This window comes from Sphingomonas sp. 320_CC (genome assembly GCF_059691795.1).
Genome location: NZ_JCAWAE010000005.1, coordinates 1 through 14,765, shown reverse-complemented (window position 1 = coordinate 14,765; position 14,765 = coordinate 1). Strand labels below are relative to the sequence as shown.

Annotated in this window: 11 protein-coding genes, 1 tRNA gene, 1 rRNA gene and 3 pseudogenes; 8 read left to right on the top strand and 8 right to left on the bottom strand. The window is 60.9% G+C overall.

Features of this window, described 5'->3' with window-relative positions:
• Positions 1-45 precede the first annotated feature (45 nt).
• On the bottom strand, positions 46-1,059 hold the full coding sequence (rtcA, locus tag AC59GX_RS18335) for an RNA 3'-terminal phosphate cyclase (protein WP_497302154.1): 1,014 nt from the start codon (positions 1,057-1,059) through the stop codon (positions 46-48).
• A gap of 33 nt (positions 1,060-1,092) precedes the next feature.
• Positions 1,093-2,316 carry an RtcB family protein gene (locus AC59GX_RS18330; RefSeq protein ID WP_497302153.1) on the bottom strand — a complete coding sequence of 408 codons (1,224 nt, stop codon included), beginning with the start codon at positions 2,314-2,316 and terminating at the stop codon, positions 1,093-1,095.
• A 263-nt stretch (positions 2,317-2,579) separates the two neighbouring features.
• Between AC59GX_RS18330 and rtcR the strand changes: the two genes are divergently transcribed.
• The 5 genes and pseudogenes from rtcR (at position 2,580) to AC59GX_RS18305 (ending at position 10,000) form a co-directional block, all read left to right on the top strand.
• A complete protein-coding gene (gene rtcR, locus AC59GX_RS18325) occupies positions 2,580-4,172 on the top strand; it encodes an RNA repair transcriptional activator RtcR (protein WP_497302152.1) in 1,593 nt (530 codons plus the stop codon).
• A gap of 102 nt (positions 4,173-4,274) precedes the next feature.
• Positions 4,275-4,908: pseudogene (locus AC59GX_RS18320) on the top strand (tyrosine-type recombinase/integrase).
• Positions 4,909-5,510: 602 nt separating this feature from the next.
• Positions 5,511-7,316 carry a DUF885 domain-containing protein gene (locus AC59GX_RS18315; protein ID WP_497302151.1) on the top strand — a complete coding sequence of 602 codons (1,806 nt, stop codon included), beginning with the start codon at positions 5,511-5,513 and terminating at the stop codon, positions 7,314-7,316.
• Positions 7,317-7,850: 534 nt separating this feature from the next.
• Complete coding sequence (locus AC59GX_RS18310) at positions 7,851-9,572, top strand: ABC transporter ATP-binding protein (protein WP_497302150.1); 1,722 nt, start codon at positions 7,851-7,853, stop codon at positions 9,570-9,572.
• 185 nt (positions 9,573-9,757) lie between these two features.
• Positions 9,758-10,000: a DUF3253 domain-containing protein gene (locus AC59GX_RS18305; protein ID WP_497302149.1), complete on the top strand. Its 243-nt coding sequence runs from the start codon at positions 9,758-9,760 to the stop codon at positions 9,998-10,000.
• A gap of 222 nt (positions 10,001-10,222) precedes the next feature.
• On the opposite strand, the gene AC59GX_RS18300 is transcribed toward AC59GX_RS18305, so the two are convergent.
• Both AC59GX_RS18300 and AC59GX_RS18295 read right to left on the bottom strand, forming a co-directional pair.
• Positions 10,223-10,417, bottom strand: coding sequence for a hypothetical protein (locus tag AC59GX_RS18300; protein WP_497302148.1), 195 nt, complete (start codon positions 10,415-10,417; stop codon positions 10,223-10,225).
• Positions 10,418-10,725: 308 nt separating this feature from the next.
• On the bottom strand, positions 10,726-11,493 hold the full coding sequence (locus tag AC59GX_RS18295) for a ThuA domain-containing protein (RefSeq protein WP_497302147.1): 768 nt from the start codon (positions 11,491-11,493) through the stop codon (positions 10,726-10,728).
• 22 nt (positions 11,494-11,515) lie between these two features.
• Here AC59GX_RS18295 and AC59GX_RS18290 point away from each other — a divergent pair, with 22 nt between their 5' ends.
• Complete coding sequence (locus AC59GX_RS18290) at positions 11,516-11,638, top strand: hypothetical protein (protein WP_497302146.1); 123 nt, start codon at positions 11,516-11,518, stop codon at positions 11,636-11,638.
• 335 nt (positions 11,639-11,973) lie between these two features.
• On the opposite strand, the gene AC59GX_RS18285 is transcribed toward AC59GX_RS18290, so the two are convergent.
• Both AC59GX_RS18285 and AC59GX_RS18280 read right to left on the bottom strand, forming a co-directional pair.
• The gene (locus AC59GX_RS18285) at positions 11,974-12,558 is read right to left on the bottom strand and encodes a hypothetical protein (RefSeq protein WP_497302145.1); all 585 of its coding nucleotides are present in this window, start codon (positions 12,556-12,558) and stop codon (positions 11,974-11,976) included.
• Positions 12,559-12,731: 173 nt separating this feature from the next.
• Positions 12,732-12,842: pseudogene (locus tag AC59GX_RS18280) on the bottom strand (hypothetical protein); the annotation flags it as partial.
• 182 nt (positions 12,843-13,024) lie between these two features.
• Here AC59GX_RS18280 and AC59GX_RS18275 point away from each other — a divergent pair.
• Positions 13,025-13,210: pseudogene (locus tag AC59GX_RS18275) on the top strand (2OG-Fe(II) oxygenase); the annotation flags it as partial.
• Positions 13,211-13,951: 741 nt separating this feature from the next.
• Entirely contained in the window at positions 13,952-14,161 is a 210-nt protein-coding gene (locus AC59GX_RS18270; RefSeq protein ID WP_497302144.1) for a ribbon-helix-helix domain-containing protein, read from the top strand.
• Between the two features lie 55 nt (positions 14,162-14,216).
• Here the strand turns inward: AC59GX_RS18270 and AC59GX_RS18265 are convergent.
• Together AC59GX_RS18265 and rrf are read right to left on the bottom strand one after the other, a co-directional pair.
• Positions 14,217-14,293, bottom strand: a tRNA-Met gene (locus tag AC59GX_RS18265).
• 84 nt (positions 14,294-14,377) lie between these two features.
• Positions 14,378-14,492: ribosomal RNA gene (gene rrf / locus AC59GX_RS18260) — 5S ribosomal RNA — on the bottom strand.
• Positions 14,493-14,765 lie beyond the last annotated feature (273 nt).

The following is a 14,765-nucleotide window of genomic DNA, read 5'->3' as shown; positions in this document are numbered from 1 at the left end:
ACCACGACAGCTGCTGACCAGGGTCGCTTGCGCAGCAGTTCGCGCTTACCTCACGTCCAGACGGTGGGCTCCAGAGGGCAGCTGAGTGAAACCGCATCGGCGATCAAGGAAGCGTTCGATCACTGCTGCAGCCGTATAGCTGTGCTGGCTCGGCTTCACGGTCGTGAACGTGCCACCGCCCGCCAACGCAAATGGCAGGAGCAGCTGGTCAGCTAGATATGGGCCAGCGAACGCGTCCGACGCGAGGTAGCCAGTCATGCGGCTCACGGCGGTCTGCGCCACCCTTTCCGCCGACACGCCCAGCTTGCCGAAGCCGCTGACCACCTCGGTCACATGCTCGAACGCCGCTTCCAGGAGTAGGATATTGCCCGGTCCCTGACTCTCGGGGAGTTCCCTGACGGCAAACGCTTCGTCCGGCCAGTCGAGCAGCTTGCGAGCGGTGGCGATTTCGCGGTCGGCGACCGCCGGCGGGATCCCCGCAAACATGGCCAACGCCGAACGATCGACCAAAGCGCCCCGCTCCAGGCAGTCGATCGCACGGAGCGGCGCGGGCGTGATGATTACCTCGATCCGGCCGCCGCCACGCGGATAGAAGCCAGGCCTTACAAGCCGCGCGGTGACGGTCGGCCCCATCCGATCGATGATGGGCAGGAAGCTCTTTGCAATGAAGTCGAACGGTGGCGCGAGCATGTTGTGCGTACCGCCCTCCAGCACGAGCCGCGATGGCCGGTCCGCGAAAACGAGCGGCATCAATACCGTCTGCAACACCAGACCGGTCGATCCCGCAGTGCCAACGGAGAAGTTATATTCCCCCGCAACGACTTGCCCGGGACGAAAAATGATCTCGGACGATCCTACGGTTAGTCCGTCGCACGTCGCACTGCCGACGGTGCAGGCAGCCTCGATCGCGGTGACGTGCTGGCGCATCAACCCGGGCTTCTCTCGTCCGCCGCGCACGTTAGTAATCCGGAAAGGCGTGCCGGTGACGAGCGACAGTGCGCAGGCGTTGCGCACCACCTGCCCTCCGCCCTCGCCTTCGGAGCCGTCGATCTCGATCATGGTCGTTCTTTCCAGTTCGGACGGTGGTGCGCGTCAGCCTTTGACGCACACCACCTGCTTGAGCGTATGCACGATCTCGACGAGATCGGCCTGCGCCGCCATCACCGCCTCGATCGGCTTGTACGCGCGCGGGCTTTCGTCGATCACGCCCTCGTCCTTGCGGCATGCGACGCCCTCGGTCGCGGCAACGTGCTCCGCCACCGTCACCTCGCGTTTGGCCTGGGTTCGGCTCATCACTCGCCCGGCGCCATGCGAGCAGCTGTCGAACGACTCCTTGTTGCCAAGCCCGCGAACGATGAACGACTTGGCGCCCATCGAGCCGGGGATGATCCCCATGACGCCGGTCGCAGCGCGCACCGCACCCTTGCGGGTCACGAGCACGTTCTGGCCGAAATGGTTCTCCCGCCCGACATAGTTGTGATGGCAGTTGATCGCTTCCAGCTCCGCATCGAACGGTTTGGCGATGACGCCGCGCATCGCCCGGATCACATTCGTCATCATCATCCGCCGATTGAGCGCTGCATAGTCCTGCGCCCAGCCGACCGCCCCGACATAATCGTCGAAATGGTCGGTGCCCTCGGGAAAGTAGGCCAGATCCTCGTCAGGCAGGTTCAGGAACCACTTGCGCATGTCCTGCTTCGCCAGCTCGATGAAGAACGTGCCGATCGCATTGCCAACGCCGCGCGAGCCCGAGTGAAGCATCACCCAAACCCGCTGTTCGGTATCCAGGCAGACTTCGATGAAGTGGTTGCCGGTGCCGAGCGTACCAAGGTGAACCAAATTGTTGGCCTTGCCCAGCTTCGGATACTTGGCGACGATCTGCCCGAAACGCCCGGCAAGCGTCGCCCACGCCTCGACGATCGCGGCAGGCGGATCCCCCCACGATCCCGGATCACGCTTGCCCATCTTGACGTCGCGGCCGACCGGCACCGCGCGTTCGATCGCGGCGCGGACCCCCTCCAGATTGTCGGGCAGGTCGCTGGCGGTCAGCGATGTCCGCGCCGCCATCATGCCGCAGCCGATATCGACGCCAACCGCTGCGGGGATCACCGCGCCCTTGGTCGCAATGACCGAGCCGATGGTGGCGCCGATACCGACATGCACGTCCGGCATTACTGCAACGTGCTTGAAGACGAACGGCATCCGCGCGGCGCTGGCCAGCTGAGCTCGCGCCTTGTCGTCGACCGGCACGCCGCGCGTCCACATCTTGATCGGTACGCCGCCCTCAACGGTTTGTAAGTCATAGTTGGTGGTCATGGTCGCCTCCGGTACTCTATTACGTCGCGGATTGGGGTGGCTGGCCTATTCCCGCCACCCCGGCCGCTTCGTCGGGCTGTTCGATACCAGTCGACCCGACACCAATCACGTAGCAGACACCGTGCCAACTGCTCTCCCGCTCCGAGATATCCACCTATCCCACTAATATATTTCAGTATTCTCTTTTGCCGTCTTTTTGCCCTTCTGCGAACAACCGTCGATATCTGATCGACTAGGATCGGTTCTTATCCTATGAGATAATCATGAAACCTTTGGTGGTAATCGGATTTCTTGGGTCGACGCTGGACGGCAGCAAGCTGGATGCGTCCCGCTGGAACAAGTGGCGCCCTTCCGTGAGCCTCGTGATGCACGAGGACCTGCGGGTCGATCGCTTCGTGCTCCTGCATGGTACGCCGCACCGCCGCCTGGCGGAGTTCGTCGCGGAGGACATCCGGTCCGTGTCGCCCGAAACACGGGTTGAGCCCTATTTGATCGATTTCGCGGATGCCTGGGACTTTGAGGAGGTTTACGGCAAGCTCCTCGATTTCGTCCGTGCGTCGCCGTTCGATCCGGAGGCGGAGGACTATCTCGTTCATATCACCACCGGCACGCACGTGGCGCAGATCTGCCTGTTTCTGCTGACAGAGGCGCGTTACCTTCCGGGTCGCCTGCTCCAGACGCAGCCGCGGCGAGGCACGGCCGAACCCGTCGGTATCTGGAACGCGATCGACCTCGACCTGTCGCGCTACGACAGCATCGCCACCCGCTTCAGCGTCGCGAGCGCGGAAAGCACATCGTTCCTGAAGTCGGGGATCGAGACGCGAAACCCCACCTTCAACGCGATGATCGACGAGATAGAGCAGGTGGCGACCCGCTCGCGCGCGCCAGTGCTGCTAATGGGTCCGACCGGCGCGGGCAAAAGCCAACTGGCACGGCGTATTTACGACCTCAAACGACTGAAGCATCAGGTGAAGGGCGCGTTCGTCGAAGTGAACTGCGCCACGCTGAAGGGCGACAGCGCGATGTCGGCATTGTTCGGCCACAAGAAAGGGTCCTTTACCGGGGCAGCAGCCGATCGCGCCGGGCTGCTGCGTACCGCCGACAAGGGCATGCTGTTCCTCGACGAGATCGGTGAATTAGGTCTCGACGAGCAGGCGATGATCCTGCGCGCGATCGAGGACAAGCGCTTCCTGCCAGTCGGATCAGACAGCGAGGCCGCATCCGATTTCCAACTGCTCGCCGGCACCAACCGCGATCTGGGCCAGGCCGTCGCCGAAGGACGCTTTCGCGACGACCTGTACGCGCGGCTGAACCTGTGGACGTTCGCGCTGCCCGGCCTCGCCGACCGGCGCGAAGACATCGCGCCCAACCTCGACTACGAACTGGACCGTTTCGCCGAACGCGAAGGAACGCGGGTTACTTTCAACAAGGAGGCGCGCGATCGTTACCTCGCGTTCGCAATCCACCCAGACGCGCGCTGGACCGGCAACTTCCGCGATCTCGCGTCCAGCGTGACCCGGATGGCGACGTTCAGCCCCAGCGGGCGGATAGACGCCTCGTGCGTGGACGCGGAAGTCGTCCGGTTGAAACGGCTATGGTCGATCCATATTGCTGTTGACGACGGGCTTGGGAGCATCGTGCCGGCGGGGCGAATGGCCGAACTTGATCCCTTCGATCGTGTGCAGTTGGCCCATGTCGTCAATACCTGCCGCCGCAGCCGCTCGCTGTCGGAAGCAGGACGGATGCTATTCGCCGCGTCGCTGGCAAAGCGGACCTCCTCCAACGATGCCGACAGGCTAAGGAAATACCTTCAGAGGTTCGATCTGACATGGCAAGATTTGCACGAAAGCCTTTAGGGTAACCACTTTCGAATCACGACAAGTGCTTTGCCGCTAACGAATGATCAACTTCGTTCTGGTAATCCCCACGGTAAATCGGCCAACTCAATGGAGGTGAGTATGGGCCACTCTTCAATTGACCCTGCCCCTCCCAAGAACGCCGGCCTTGGAACGAGAGCCGCCTGTTAGGCGCCAAACGCGCGCTCAAGCAGCAACAGGTGTGGGCCATTCGCTTCTGGTTAGATCAACATAAGCGGTTGCGTGACCGCGCGCTCTTCGACTTCGCGATCGATAGCAAGTTGCGTGGCTGCGACGTGGTCAAGGTTCGAATTGGTGACATCGTATCTGGCGGGCACATCCGGGATCGAGCGATCGTCGTTCAGCAAAAAACTAAGCGACCTGTTCAGTTTGAACTGATGGAGGCTGTCAGGAAGGCGTTGCGTGCATGCTGGAACGCCGCGGTGGATCAATCAACGACTACGTCTTTCCAAGCCGTAACGATTATACCGGCCATATGAGCACGCGGCAGTATGCTCGGCTGGTCCACGAATGGGTCGCTGGCATCGGCCTTCAACCTCAGGAATACGGAACGCATTCGCTCCGGCGCACCAAAGCCTCGATCATTTACAAGGCAACGGGCAATCTGCGAGCCGTCCAAATCCTGCTTGGTCATGCGAAGATCGAGAGCACCGTTCGATATCTCGGTGTCGACGTCGAAGACGCCTTGGAGCTTGCGGAACGCACCGAGGTTTAGGCGTGATTCAATGACCCACAAGCCGACGTCCAGACGGGTTTCACCGCTTCCCAAAACCAGCCGTTCATTCATGTTCCGGTTTCGCGCTTAAGCTCCCTTCTTCGGCGCTTCCATAGAGGTCGCGGGTGGGTACCTGCTCACCTTGATCTCGATAAGGCGGACCACTTATGGCTGCAGCAAAGCCTAATCATCCGGTATGTCGAGGCAAATTACGCGCGTGCCTACAAAGATTCTCGGAATCGTTGCTGCAGCTTGCTTGGATGCGCCTTCTCCATGACGAAAATAAGGTCGGCCCATCTGACCAGTTCAGCAGTGAGTAAGTTTTCGGCATCATGGTTGGTACCGGCAGAGTTGACCTCCAGTTCTTCTTGCAACGAAATCACCTGCTAGGCCGTGGGGCTTTGCAGCTTGTTCTGGCTACGCACCGACAGAACCGATGAGGCCCAAACTGGCCTAAACCGGCCAGAGCTTCTTTGTTGCCAGGGCACGACCGCATGCTTCGGTCCGAGTGCCCCCGGAGCATGCTCGACAAATCCGGTCGGGGCCTTCAGACCGTGTCCGTACCGCGCAGGGTGCGCGTAACCGATCGGTCTGGAGCGTTCATGCATCGTCGCCACTTTATCACGTCCGCCGGCCTCGCCTCTGCTCTGTTGGCGCTGCCAGCGATCGCGCGTGCTGCGATTGGTCGCGACGACGCGAAATTGCGTGCCATGCTCGACCGGTTCTTCTACGCCCGGCTGGACGACAGCCCCGAACAAGCGACCTCGCTCGGCCTCGACGCCGGCGCGCGGATCGGACTTAAATCGAAGCTCGACGATACCTCGCGTGTCGGCGAGCAGCGCCAGTTCGCGCGGGCCAAGACCGAACTCGCTACGCTGAAGACGGTGTCGCGCGACGCGTTGGGCGACGCGGCAAAGATCGATTACGACGTCGTCCAATACAGCCTGGACCGCATGATCGCGGGGCAGCGCTTCGCGTACGGCGCCAGTGCGGGCCGGTACGCGCCCTATGTGCTGACCCAGTTGAGCGGCGCCTATCGCGACGTCCCCGACTTCCTGGCCAACCAGCATGCGGTGAAAACCGCCGCCGACGCGGACGCCTATGTCGCCCGCGTGCAAGCCTTTGCAGGCGCTATCGATGCCGAAACCGAGCGGCAGCGCGAGGATGCAGCCAAGGGCGTGTTCGCGCCGGACTATATCCTCGACACGACGCTGAAACAGTTGGCGTCGGTGCGCGACAAGGCGCCCGAACTGTCCGGCCCGGCAACCGATCTGGCTGCCAAGCTCAAGGCGGCCGGCTTGCCGCCCGAGCGCGGCTTGGCGGTCGCGGCGCTGATGAGCGAACGGGTGTTTCCCGCGCTTGATCGGCAACGTGCTCTGGTGACCGAACTGCGCAGCAAGGCGACGCACGATGCGGGCGTCTGGCGGTTGCCGGACGGCGACGCGTATTACGCCGCCGCAGCGAGTGCCGCCACCACGGTGGAACTGACAGGCGACGAGATCCACAAGTTGGGTCTGGCGCAGGTCGCCGAAATCAGCGCGCGTATCGATGGCATCCTGAAGACGCAAGGTATGACGCAGGGTAGCGTCGGCGAGCGCCTGGTCGCGCTCAACAAGCGACCCGACCAGCTCTACCCCAACACCGATACCGGTCGCGAGGCGCTGCTCGAGCAACTCCGAGCGCAAATCGCCGCGATGGCGAAGCGCCTGCCCGAGCAATTCGCGGTTCTGCCCAGGGCACCGGTCGAGGTGCGCCGCGTTCCCGAGGCGATCCAGGCCGGTGCGCCCGGTGGCTATTATCAATCAGCCTCTCTCGATGGGTCGCGATCGGCGATCTATTTCATTAATCTGCGTGATACGTTCGATCGCCCGAAATTCGGCTTGGCGACGCTGAGCTATCACGAGGCGATTCCGGGCCACCATCTCCAGGTCATGTCGGCGCTGGAGAGCGAGGACATCCCGCTGATCCGCCGCCGCGGCTTCTATTCGGGGTATTCCGAGGGCTGGGCGCTCTACGCCGAACAGCTTGCCGACGAGATGGGCGTTTACGATGGAAACCCGCTGGGTCAGGTTGGCTACCTCCAGTCGCTGCTGTTTCGCGCCACCCGTCTGGTGGTCGATTCAGGCATGCATGCCAAGCGCTGGAGCAGGGAGAAGGCGACCGATTACCTGATTGCCACAACCGGTATCGCCCGAGGGCGCAGCCAGGGTGAGATCGACCGCTACACCGTCTGGCCCGGACAGGCCTGCAGCTACAAGATCGGTCATACCGTGTGGGTCCGCCTGCGCGACGAAGCCAAGCGGAAGGCCGGCGCCAACTGGGACCCGAAGCAGTTCCACCGCGTGCTGACCATGGGAGCGATGCCGTTGACGGTGCTGGAGAAGGTCGCGCGGGAGCGGATCGCGTAGCAGACGGGGATCAGGCGCCCCCCAAGACAGGGCAGAACATATCGTTCTTCGGTACCTAGATGGAAGTCATTCCCCAAGGAACGCGCGACGCGCGCGGCTTAAATGTCGCGCCGTACGTTCTCATTGATGCACTGAGTCGCGATCCTCGCAGCTTATGAGTGACCCATAGTCGGCCATTGGTGCGCCCTTCCCCGTTTCCCAACTTCAGACACTCATTCATCCGCCAGGTACGACCACAGCTCAATTCGCAACGTTGAGACGAAACCGCGAGTACCCCTGATACCACCGACTGTGTATCGGGGGGTCATGCAGCTGACCTCATCACCTCCAGCCCTCAGGTCCGAAACGGGCGACAGCCTGTCACCTCGGAGCAGCTGAATGGCAGACGGCGTGAGACAAGGGCGCGGCGGCGTACCCGGCCGTCCTACCACTTGGCGCGAGCGACTAGGCGCGTTGCGCAATTTACCACCCTTCCTCGCCATGGTTTGGGGTAGCAGCAGGGCCCTTACCGCCACGACGGTCGCCGTGCGGCTGGTGCGAGCGCTTCTGCCTGTGGTCACGCTGTTCGTGGGCAAGCTCATCATCGACGAAGTCGTCCACCTCACTCATTTAACGGCCCGTCCGGCTGGACTCACGGGATGGCTGGGCTCCGGCTTGCTCGCTCGGCTGGAGGCACTGCTGCTGGCCGAGTTCGCTCTGGCGGTCGCCTCCGACCTTCTTGGCCGGATAGTGTCGCTAGTCGACGGGCTTCTCTCCGACCGTGTCAGCAACGACGCGAGCGTAAGGCTGATGGAGCACGCGGCCACCCTGGATCTCGCGGACTTCGAGGATGCGGCCTTCCAGGACCGCATGGATCGCGCGCGCATGCAGGCGAGCGGCCGTATGTCGCTGATGGGGCAGCTGTTCGGCCAGGCCCAGGACATCATCACGGTCGTGACCTTCGCCGCGGGCCTGGTCATTTACGCGCCGTGGCTGATCGTGCTGCTGGCCGTCGCCCTGGTGCCCTCGTTCCTCGGCGAAGCGCACTTCAACGCGCTGAGCTATGCGCTCAGCTACATGCGCACGCCGCAGCGGCGCGAACTGGATTACGTCCGCCAGGTCGCCGCCAGCGCGGACACGGCCAAAGAAGTTAAGATCTTCGGCCTCAGCCCTTTCCTGATCGACCGCTATCGCACCATCTCACGCGACACCTACAGCGCGAGCCGACGGTTGGCGCTGCGACGGGCGGTTTGGGGCTCGGGGTTCGCGGCTCTTGGCACGATCGCCTATTACGCGGCCTACGCCTACATTGCTTGGCGCGCGGTAACCGGATCAATTTCTATCGGCGACCTCACCTTCCTGGCGGCCTCGTTCCTGCGGCTCCGCGGGCTGCTGGAAGGACTGCTCACCGGTTTTTCCTCGACCGCCGGCCAAGCACTGTACATCGACGACCTGTTTTCCTTCTTCCGGACCGAGCCCGGCATCCGCTCGCCAGACGAAGCACTGCCGTTCCCAAATCCCGTCCGGCAAGGCTTTGTCTTCGAAGATGTAGGCTTTCGCTATCCGGGCGCCGAACGATGGGCGGTGCGGCATTTGTCCTTTACGCTGGGACCGGGCGAGGTGGTCGCACTGGTCGGCGAGAACGGCGCAGGCAAGACCACGCTCGTGAAGCTGCTGGCCCGACTGTACGATCCGGTAGAGGGTCGCGTCCTGCTCGATGGACGCAACCTGCGCGAATACGATCTCGACGGCCTGCGCGCCGCGATCGGCGTGATCTTCCAGGACTTCGTGCGCTACAACCTTCCTGCCGCGGACAACATCGCGGTCGGCCGTATTGAGGCGCGCGGTGATCGCGAGCGGATCGAGGCGGCAGCGTCCGCTGCGCTCGCCGACGGCGTTGTTGCCAAACTGCCCGACGGTTACGACCAGATGATCGGCAAGCGGTTCCGGAACGGTGTCGACCTGTCCGGTGGCGAATGGCAGAAGATGGCGATCGCTCGCGCCTACATGCGCGATGCCCAGGTGTTGATCCTCGACGAACCCACGGCCGCGCTGGATGCGCGCGCCGAGTACGAGGTGTTCCAGCGCTTCCGTGAACTAAGCGCGGGACGCTCGGCGGTGCTGATCTCGCACCGCTTCTCCAGCGTGCGCATGGCGGACCGCATCTTGGTCCTCAGCGACGGCAAGGTGGAGGCATCCGGTACCCATGACGACCTGCTTGCTGCCGGGGATCGTTATGCCGAACTGTTCGAGCTTCAGGCTGCGGGCTATCGATGATCAGCGGTGACCCCAAAAATGCCGTACAAACCGATATTGACGATTTTGATAAGCGGGCCGTCATTCAAGTGGTCCCGCGTCCCTACTTATCCACCTGACAATCGCGTAGGACGGAGCTGCTTGAGTAAGGCACCTAATGCCAACAGCAGCTTGACCAGCAAAAGTGCGCGGTCGACGCAGTCTAAATGACGGATCCGAAGACAGTCACACTTTCCCTGCTCGAACGCCGCGCACCGGGGGCGACGATATGCCCAAGCGAAGTGGCTCGTTCGATTGCACAAGATTGGCGCAGCGTAATGCCTACAGTCCACGAAGCTATCGACGAGCTAGTCAGCGACGGGCTGGTACAGCTTAGCTGGAAGGGACAGCCGCTTGCAAAGCGATCCGGACCGTACAGGATCTGCAATCGTCGCAACGATTTAAGCTAGGGCTTAGCTAGCGTGCTCTCCCCATTCCAGTATCAGACGTCGGCTCAACAACGTAACATTCAGCAGCTGCGACGTCATCGACCCACAAGCAGACGCTCACGCCTCTTCCCTCGCTTCCCAACTTCGGACGCTGGTTCATCTTCGAATAACCGATTTTCAAGCCCGGCTATCCGCTCGCGAATGTCTCGATGGGAGAGGAAAGTCGCCGTCCCGATACACAAGCTAGAGCATGCCGACTGCGCCATCGGCCCAGATCGCCAAGGCCGCTATTATCACTCCGCAAACGAGAGCCATCCGTAAGATCGACTGGTCAACGAACCGAACAATCAACTCAATTGCACAGCCAAAAACGGCGAAAATAGCGGCAGCCGCAATGAAATCGGCACCTGTCCAACGCACCTCGTCGGTGAACAACATCGCGATGGCTGGAAGGATGAGTGAGACCCCAAGGATAGCCCAAAGGGCCGGACGCCAGCGTCCGAGATTAGCTACTCGAGAACTGGCCGATACAGTCACAGACACCCTCCATCGACGCTACTTTCACATGCGCCTTGAATGTCTGCAAGTGGGCAAACGTACCCTCCCTTACGGCTTCCGGGCAGACCCAGAGGCGGACGTCTGCCAGCCGATCAAGGGCACCCTGAAGCGGTCGTTTGTTCACCAGCCGTGCGGCCGGTTTCAGATCTTAAATCCAACTGGTCTCAACGCCGTCCCCGCTGAATGGGTCAACGCTGTCGCCCTAACCCCGTAGCCGTCCAATAGATGCCGCCTAGCAGGTGCTGTAGATACCGCTCGTCCCGGTACATCTCGACATTGTGTCCGAGCAGGGTGACGAACACGCGCCCTTTCTCATACTGCTGGAACCACGCCTCTGGATGGTCCCCGCCCATCCGTTTGCCCACTTGGTCAGGCCAAATCCTGGTAGGATCGTAGCTCGTCTCGTCCACTTTCAGCACGGGATTGATCGTAATGCGATATGGATTGCTAGTGACGTAGAATTCGTCGCTCCATATCCAACGGTCGGGCAAGCCAAATGTCGCGGGAAATCCGTTGTCCGCAATAGTGACGACCGCAGTCTGGACCATCGGATGGTTGATGAAGGAGCGGCCGATTAACTTCTCGTACCATGGCCAGGCATTGGGCGGAATGATCGCTGCCCGGTGCACCACCATGGCATTCCCACCCGACCGCATATACTGCTCGAAATGGCTGCGCTGCGTCTGGCTCAACTGCTCCGCTGGTATGTTAAGGAAAAGCACCGCTGCATACTCACGCAGGTCGCGGTCGAAGACGGCCGGGTCACTTGTCCAGGTGACCCCGAACGAGTGAAGCCTCGCCAAACGCTCGAGGTTTTCCCGCGCCACAGGGATATACTCATAATGGTACTTGCTGGGTGTCGCGATCACGAGCAGCTTGAACTGATCCTCGGCCCAGCTTGTGGAAGGCATAACGAGGCAAAATAGGGCGGCAATTACCCGAACGACGGTCTTCATTGTGCGCTCCTCCCAACAGCTCATGAACGCTGCGACGGCGCCGACCAATCGCCTGCGCGGCATCATCGAACGCTTCACCTCCGCTGTAGTCGAGCGTGACGTTGTTGCCGCGTATCGCATCATCCAAGCGATCGGGGACGCCTAGCTGTACGGCGGCCGACAAGTGAGACCGACCCAGTTGCGGACGTTCGCCCTCCCCAACGCGCTTCCCAACTTCAGACACTCGTTCAAATGGATCGTTCTTCGACAGCATCAGCACAAACTAATCTCGGCGCGTCGCGCCGCGTCGATTGGAAGGTGGGGTGCTCAGCGCGCAAAAGTCAGACGAGGACGTTACACAACGTCCTTGGTCGTCTTACCTGGGCTGGCCTTGTTTGAGCCCCGTCATGTAGCCGTTGTCGCGAACCTGGCTAACGCTATGCGCTGCAATAGAGAAGATAGCGGCAGCTCAAGAAACGAGCCACCGCTATTTTCCCGCTATTAGAACTTGAAGTTTGCACCCGCGCGGAACGTCCGGCCGATCAGACCGGCGTAATGCCATGTGGTCAGATAATTTGGCGAGCTCGCGTAGGAGGCCGGCGCGATCGGAGCGCGTGCGCCAAGTATGTTGCCCACGTTACCGAAGAACGAGAAGTCGTCATTCACCGCGACCGTCGCGTTCAGGTCGACGTTGATGAAGCTGTTGACGTAGCAGAACCGATCGACGGGCACGCCGGCCTGCGACGACTTGTAGAGGCTGTTGGCGCACGACGTATCGAGGCTGCCCTGGTCGGTTGCGACCGCCTTGATCTTGCCGACATAATAGGCGGTTGCGGTCAGCGAGAACTTGCCGGCCGCGATGGTGTTCTGCCAGTTGCCACGCCAGTTCGGCGTGCCGTTGCCCGACGACAGGTCATACGGACCCATCGTGCCAGCGAACTTCTGGACACCCTGCGCCGTGTGGCGATCATATTGGATGATGTAGGTCGCCTCGACCCGGCTGGTGAAGCGGATGCCCTCACCAAGCGGGATACGCGCGGTCCCCGAGAAGTCGAGGCCCGACGTCTTGTCGAAGTTCACGTTCACGAACGGCGCGTTGATGATCAGCAGGCGGGCAGTGCGTTCGGGAAGGCCGGATCGACGCCATCGACCGTGTTGACCGAATAGCCCTGCCCGACTGCCGCAACCGCGGCAGTTGCGGCGGCCAAGTTCGACTGCCGGTAGTAGGCGACGATCGCATCGCCCGCGAGCGGACCGTTGGCGATCAGGTTCGACTTCTTGACGTTGTAATAGTCGACCGTCGCGCTGAACCACGACGTCGGCTCGACGATGATACCGCCGGTGAAGCTGCGCGACGTCTCTGGCTTCAGATCCGGATTGCCGACGAAACCGCGACCAACCGAATAGTTGAGGTTGTACGGGTTGCCGCCCGTGACGCAGGTGTTGGTGGCCCGGGGATTTTCTCACCGGTCATGACGATGCCGTCGACGGGCGCAATCGTCGTGCCGCCTATGTGCTCGGTCTCAATCCCATATGACGAACCGAATGGGGTGGACTACTGGTTTTCCATTCGGACGGCAAAGGGTGGCTGCGGGCCCTGGAACCCCGATTCAACACTCTGAATCTGTTCAGGGTACCGCAAATGCATAGTGTGTCCGAAGTAACGCGTGCGGCGGCTTGGAGGCGATACTCAATAACAGGCTGGCTGCGCGCCACGGGTAGCAAGTCTGACTCGTAAAGCAGTTAGACGTCGGGTTCGATGGTCACGCCGGCCGACGGCGTCGCGAACCAGACGTTCGTTGGCCGATCTGGAACTGAGCTACACGCTCAAGTACTTCACCTGTCCGTCGGCGCTCACAATTTCACCAACGGGCATCTTAATCGGCTGACTCCCAATTTAACTATGCAGATCTATCCGCTCACCGGTGGCATATCGGACGGTCAGGTCTTTCCGCGTAAGGGCGGTCCGTGCGACTTTAACGGAGGTTGTTACTACACCCGTCTATGCGTAAAAATCTGAGATGTCGTGGAGCGGCGACCGCGCACCCACGATTTGCAAATCGTGACGTGGCATGTTGCCTGTACTACTCTTCAGCCCCCGATCGTAGACGTCTCGCGCAGAACACTCTGACACGAACGGACTCGTTACGCGGGAACACGCAACCACTAAGCCTGCCGCTGGTTTACCGTAAACATCATCGGCGGCCGGTCCGGTTCATCGCCGTGCTTGCCGACCGGTATGAGGACTCACAAGCGGACACTCGCGAACTCTTCCCAGCTCTCCAGCTTCGGCCGTCCATTCATTTTCGCCGCGGTGGTTTGATTACCGGTATTTACTACCGGACGCGAAGATCCTTGGCGCAGGCTTATCCCGCGACGCATAATGGAGTGAAGGTCTGGTCGCGATCGCCGAGAGAACGGCTCAGCCTACTGCGCGATTTCGGGTGACACCCCTCGCCCAGGCAGCTAAGTTTGCGATATGGCTGCACTTCATTCTCTGCATGTGTCTTTAACGAAGGCAATATGTGACTACGTGCGTAGTCAGGTGGCGTTGGGACATTACGATAGTGCAAGCGAAGTTGTTCGTGATGCCCTGCAAATTCATGCGGCGAAAAAAAATGTAGATCTTTCAGCAGAGATTATTGAATTGCCGCCATCTCGGACGCGAAGTAACTCGAACGCAACATAGCTTGGTACAAACGACAGCGCTGCCCGTAAGGGCGGCAATGGTTGTTCTATGAGAATGGTTGCGGGGACAGGATTTGAACCTGTGACCTTCAGGTTATGAGCCTGACGAGCTACCGGGCTGCTCCACCCCGCGACACTTCGCTATTGCGAAGGAGGGTATGGGACGTTGTGAATGGGTTTTGATATGGTGCGTGTTACATGTTGCACGGGCTTCAATGCCTGGCGACGACCTACTCTTCCATCGCTTGAGCGATAGTACCATTGGCGCAGTCAGGTTTCACGGCCGAGTTCGGAATGGGATCGGGTGGGACACCGACGCTATAGCCACCAGGCAATGGAGCCGGTGCGACATGCGTTTGCGTTCATATCTGGGTCCCTCAGGGTTTCGCGTTTCGGCGAAGCCTGAGGTTTTAAAATCGATACCGTGCAAGGTTTGTATTTGTAGTGTGACCAATCCCTCGACGGCGAAGGGATTGGCGATCTGGCGTCGTCTTAATCATCTGCACTATCGTTGGCTAGCTGGGCGAACCCAGTGTTGTCATTGATGGTGTGAGACTCTCAAGCGCGAATAGAGCAATTAGTATCGGTTAGCTCCATGCGTTACC

What these genes read in the sequence shown, in the direction of transcription:
- rtcA (WP_497302154.1), bottom strand. Translation starts at nt 1,059, where the DNA reads ATGATCGAGATCGACGGCTCCGAAGGCGAGGGCGGAGGGCAGGTGGTG.
- AC59GX_RS18330 (WP_497302153.1), bottom strand. Translation starts at nt 2,316, where the DNA reads ATGACCACCAACTATGACTTACAAACCGTTGAGGGCGGCGTACCGATC.
- rtcR (WP_497302152.1), top strand. Translation starts at nt 2,580, where the DNA reads ATGAAACCTTTGGTGGTAATCGGATTTCTTGGGTCGACGCTGGACGGC.
- AC59GX_RS18315 (WP_497302151.1), top strand. Translation starts at nt 5,511, where the DNA reads ATGCATCGTCGCCACTTTATCACGTCCGCCGGCCTCGCCTCTGCTCTG.
- AC59GX_RS18305 (WP_497302149.1), top strand. Translation starts at nt 9,758, where the DNA reads ATGACGGATCCGAAGACAGTCACACTTTCCCTGCTCGAACGCCGCGCA.
- AC59GX_RS18300 (WP_497302148.1), bottom strand. Translation starts at nt 10,417, where the DNA reads ATGTTGTTCACCGACGAGGTGCGTTGGACAGGTGCCGATTTCATTGCG.
- AC59GX_RS18295 (WP_497302147.1), bottom strand. Translation starts at nt 11,493, where the DNA reads ATGAAGACCGTCGTTCGGGTAATTGCCGCCCTATTTTGCCTCGTTATG.
- AC59GX_RS18290 (WP_497302146.1), top strand. Translation starts at nt 11,516, where the DNA reads ATGAACGCTGCGACGGCGCCGACCAATCGCCTGCGCGGCATCATCGAA.
- AC59GX_RS18270 (WP_497302144.1), top strand. Translation starts at nt 13,952, where the DNA reads ATGGCTGCACTTCATTCTCTGCATGTGTCTTTAACGAAGGCAATATGT.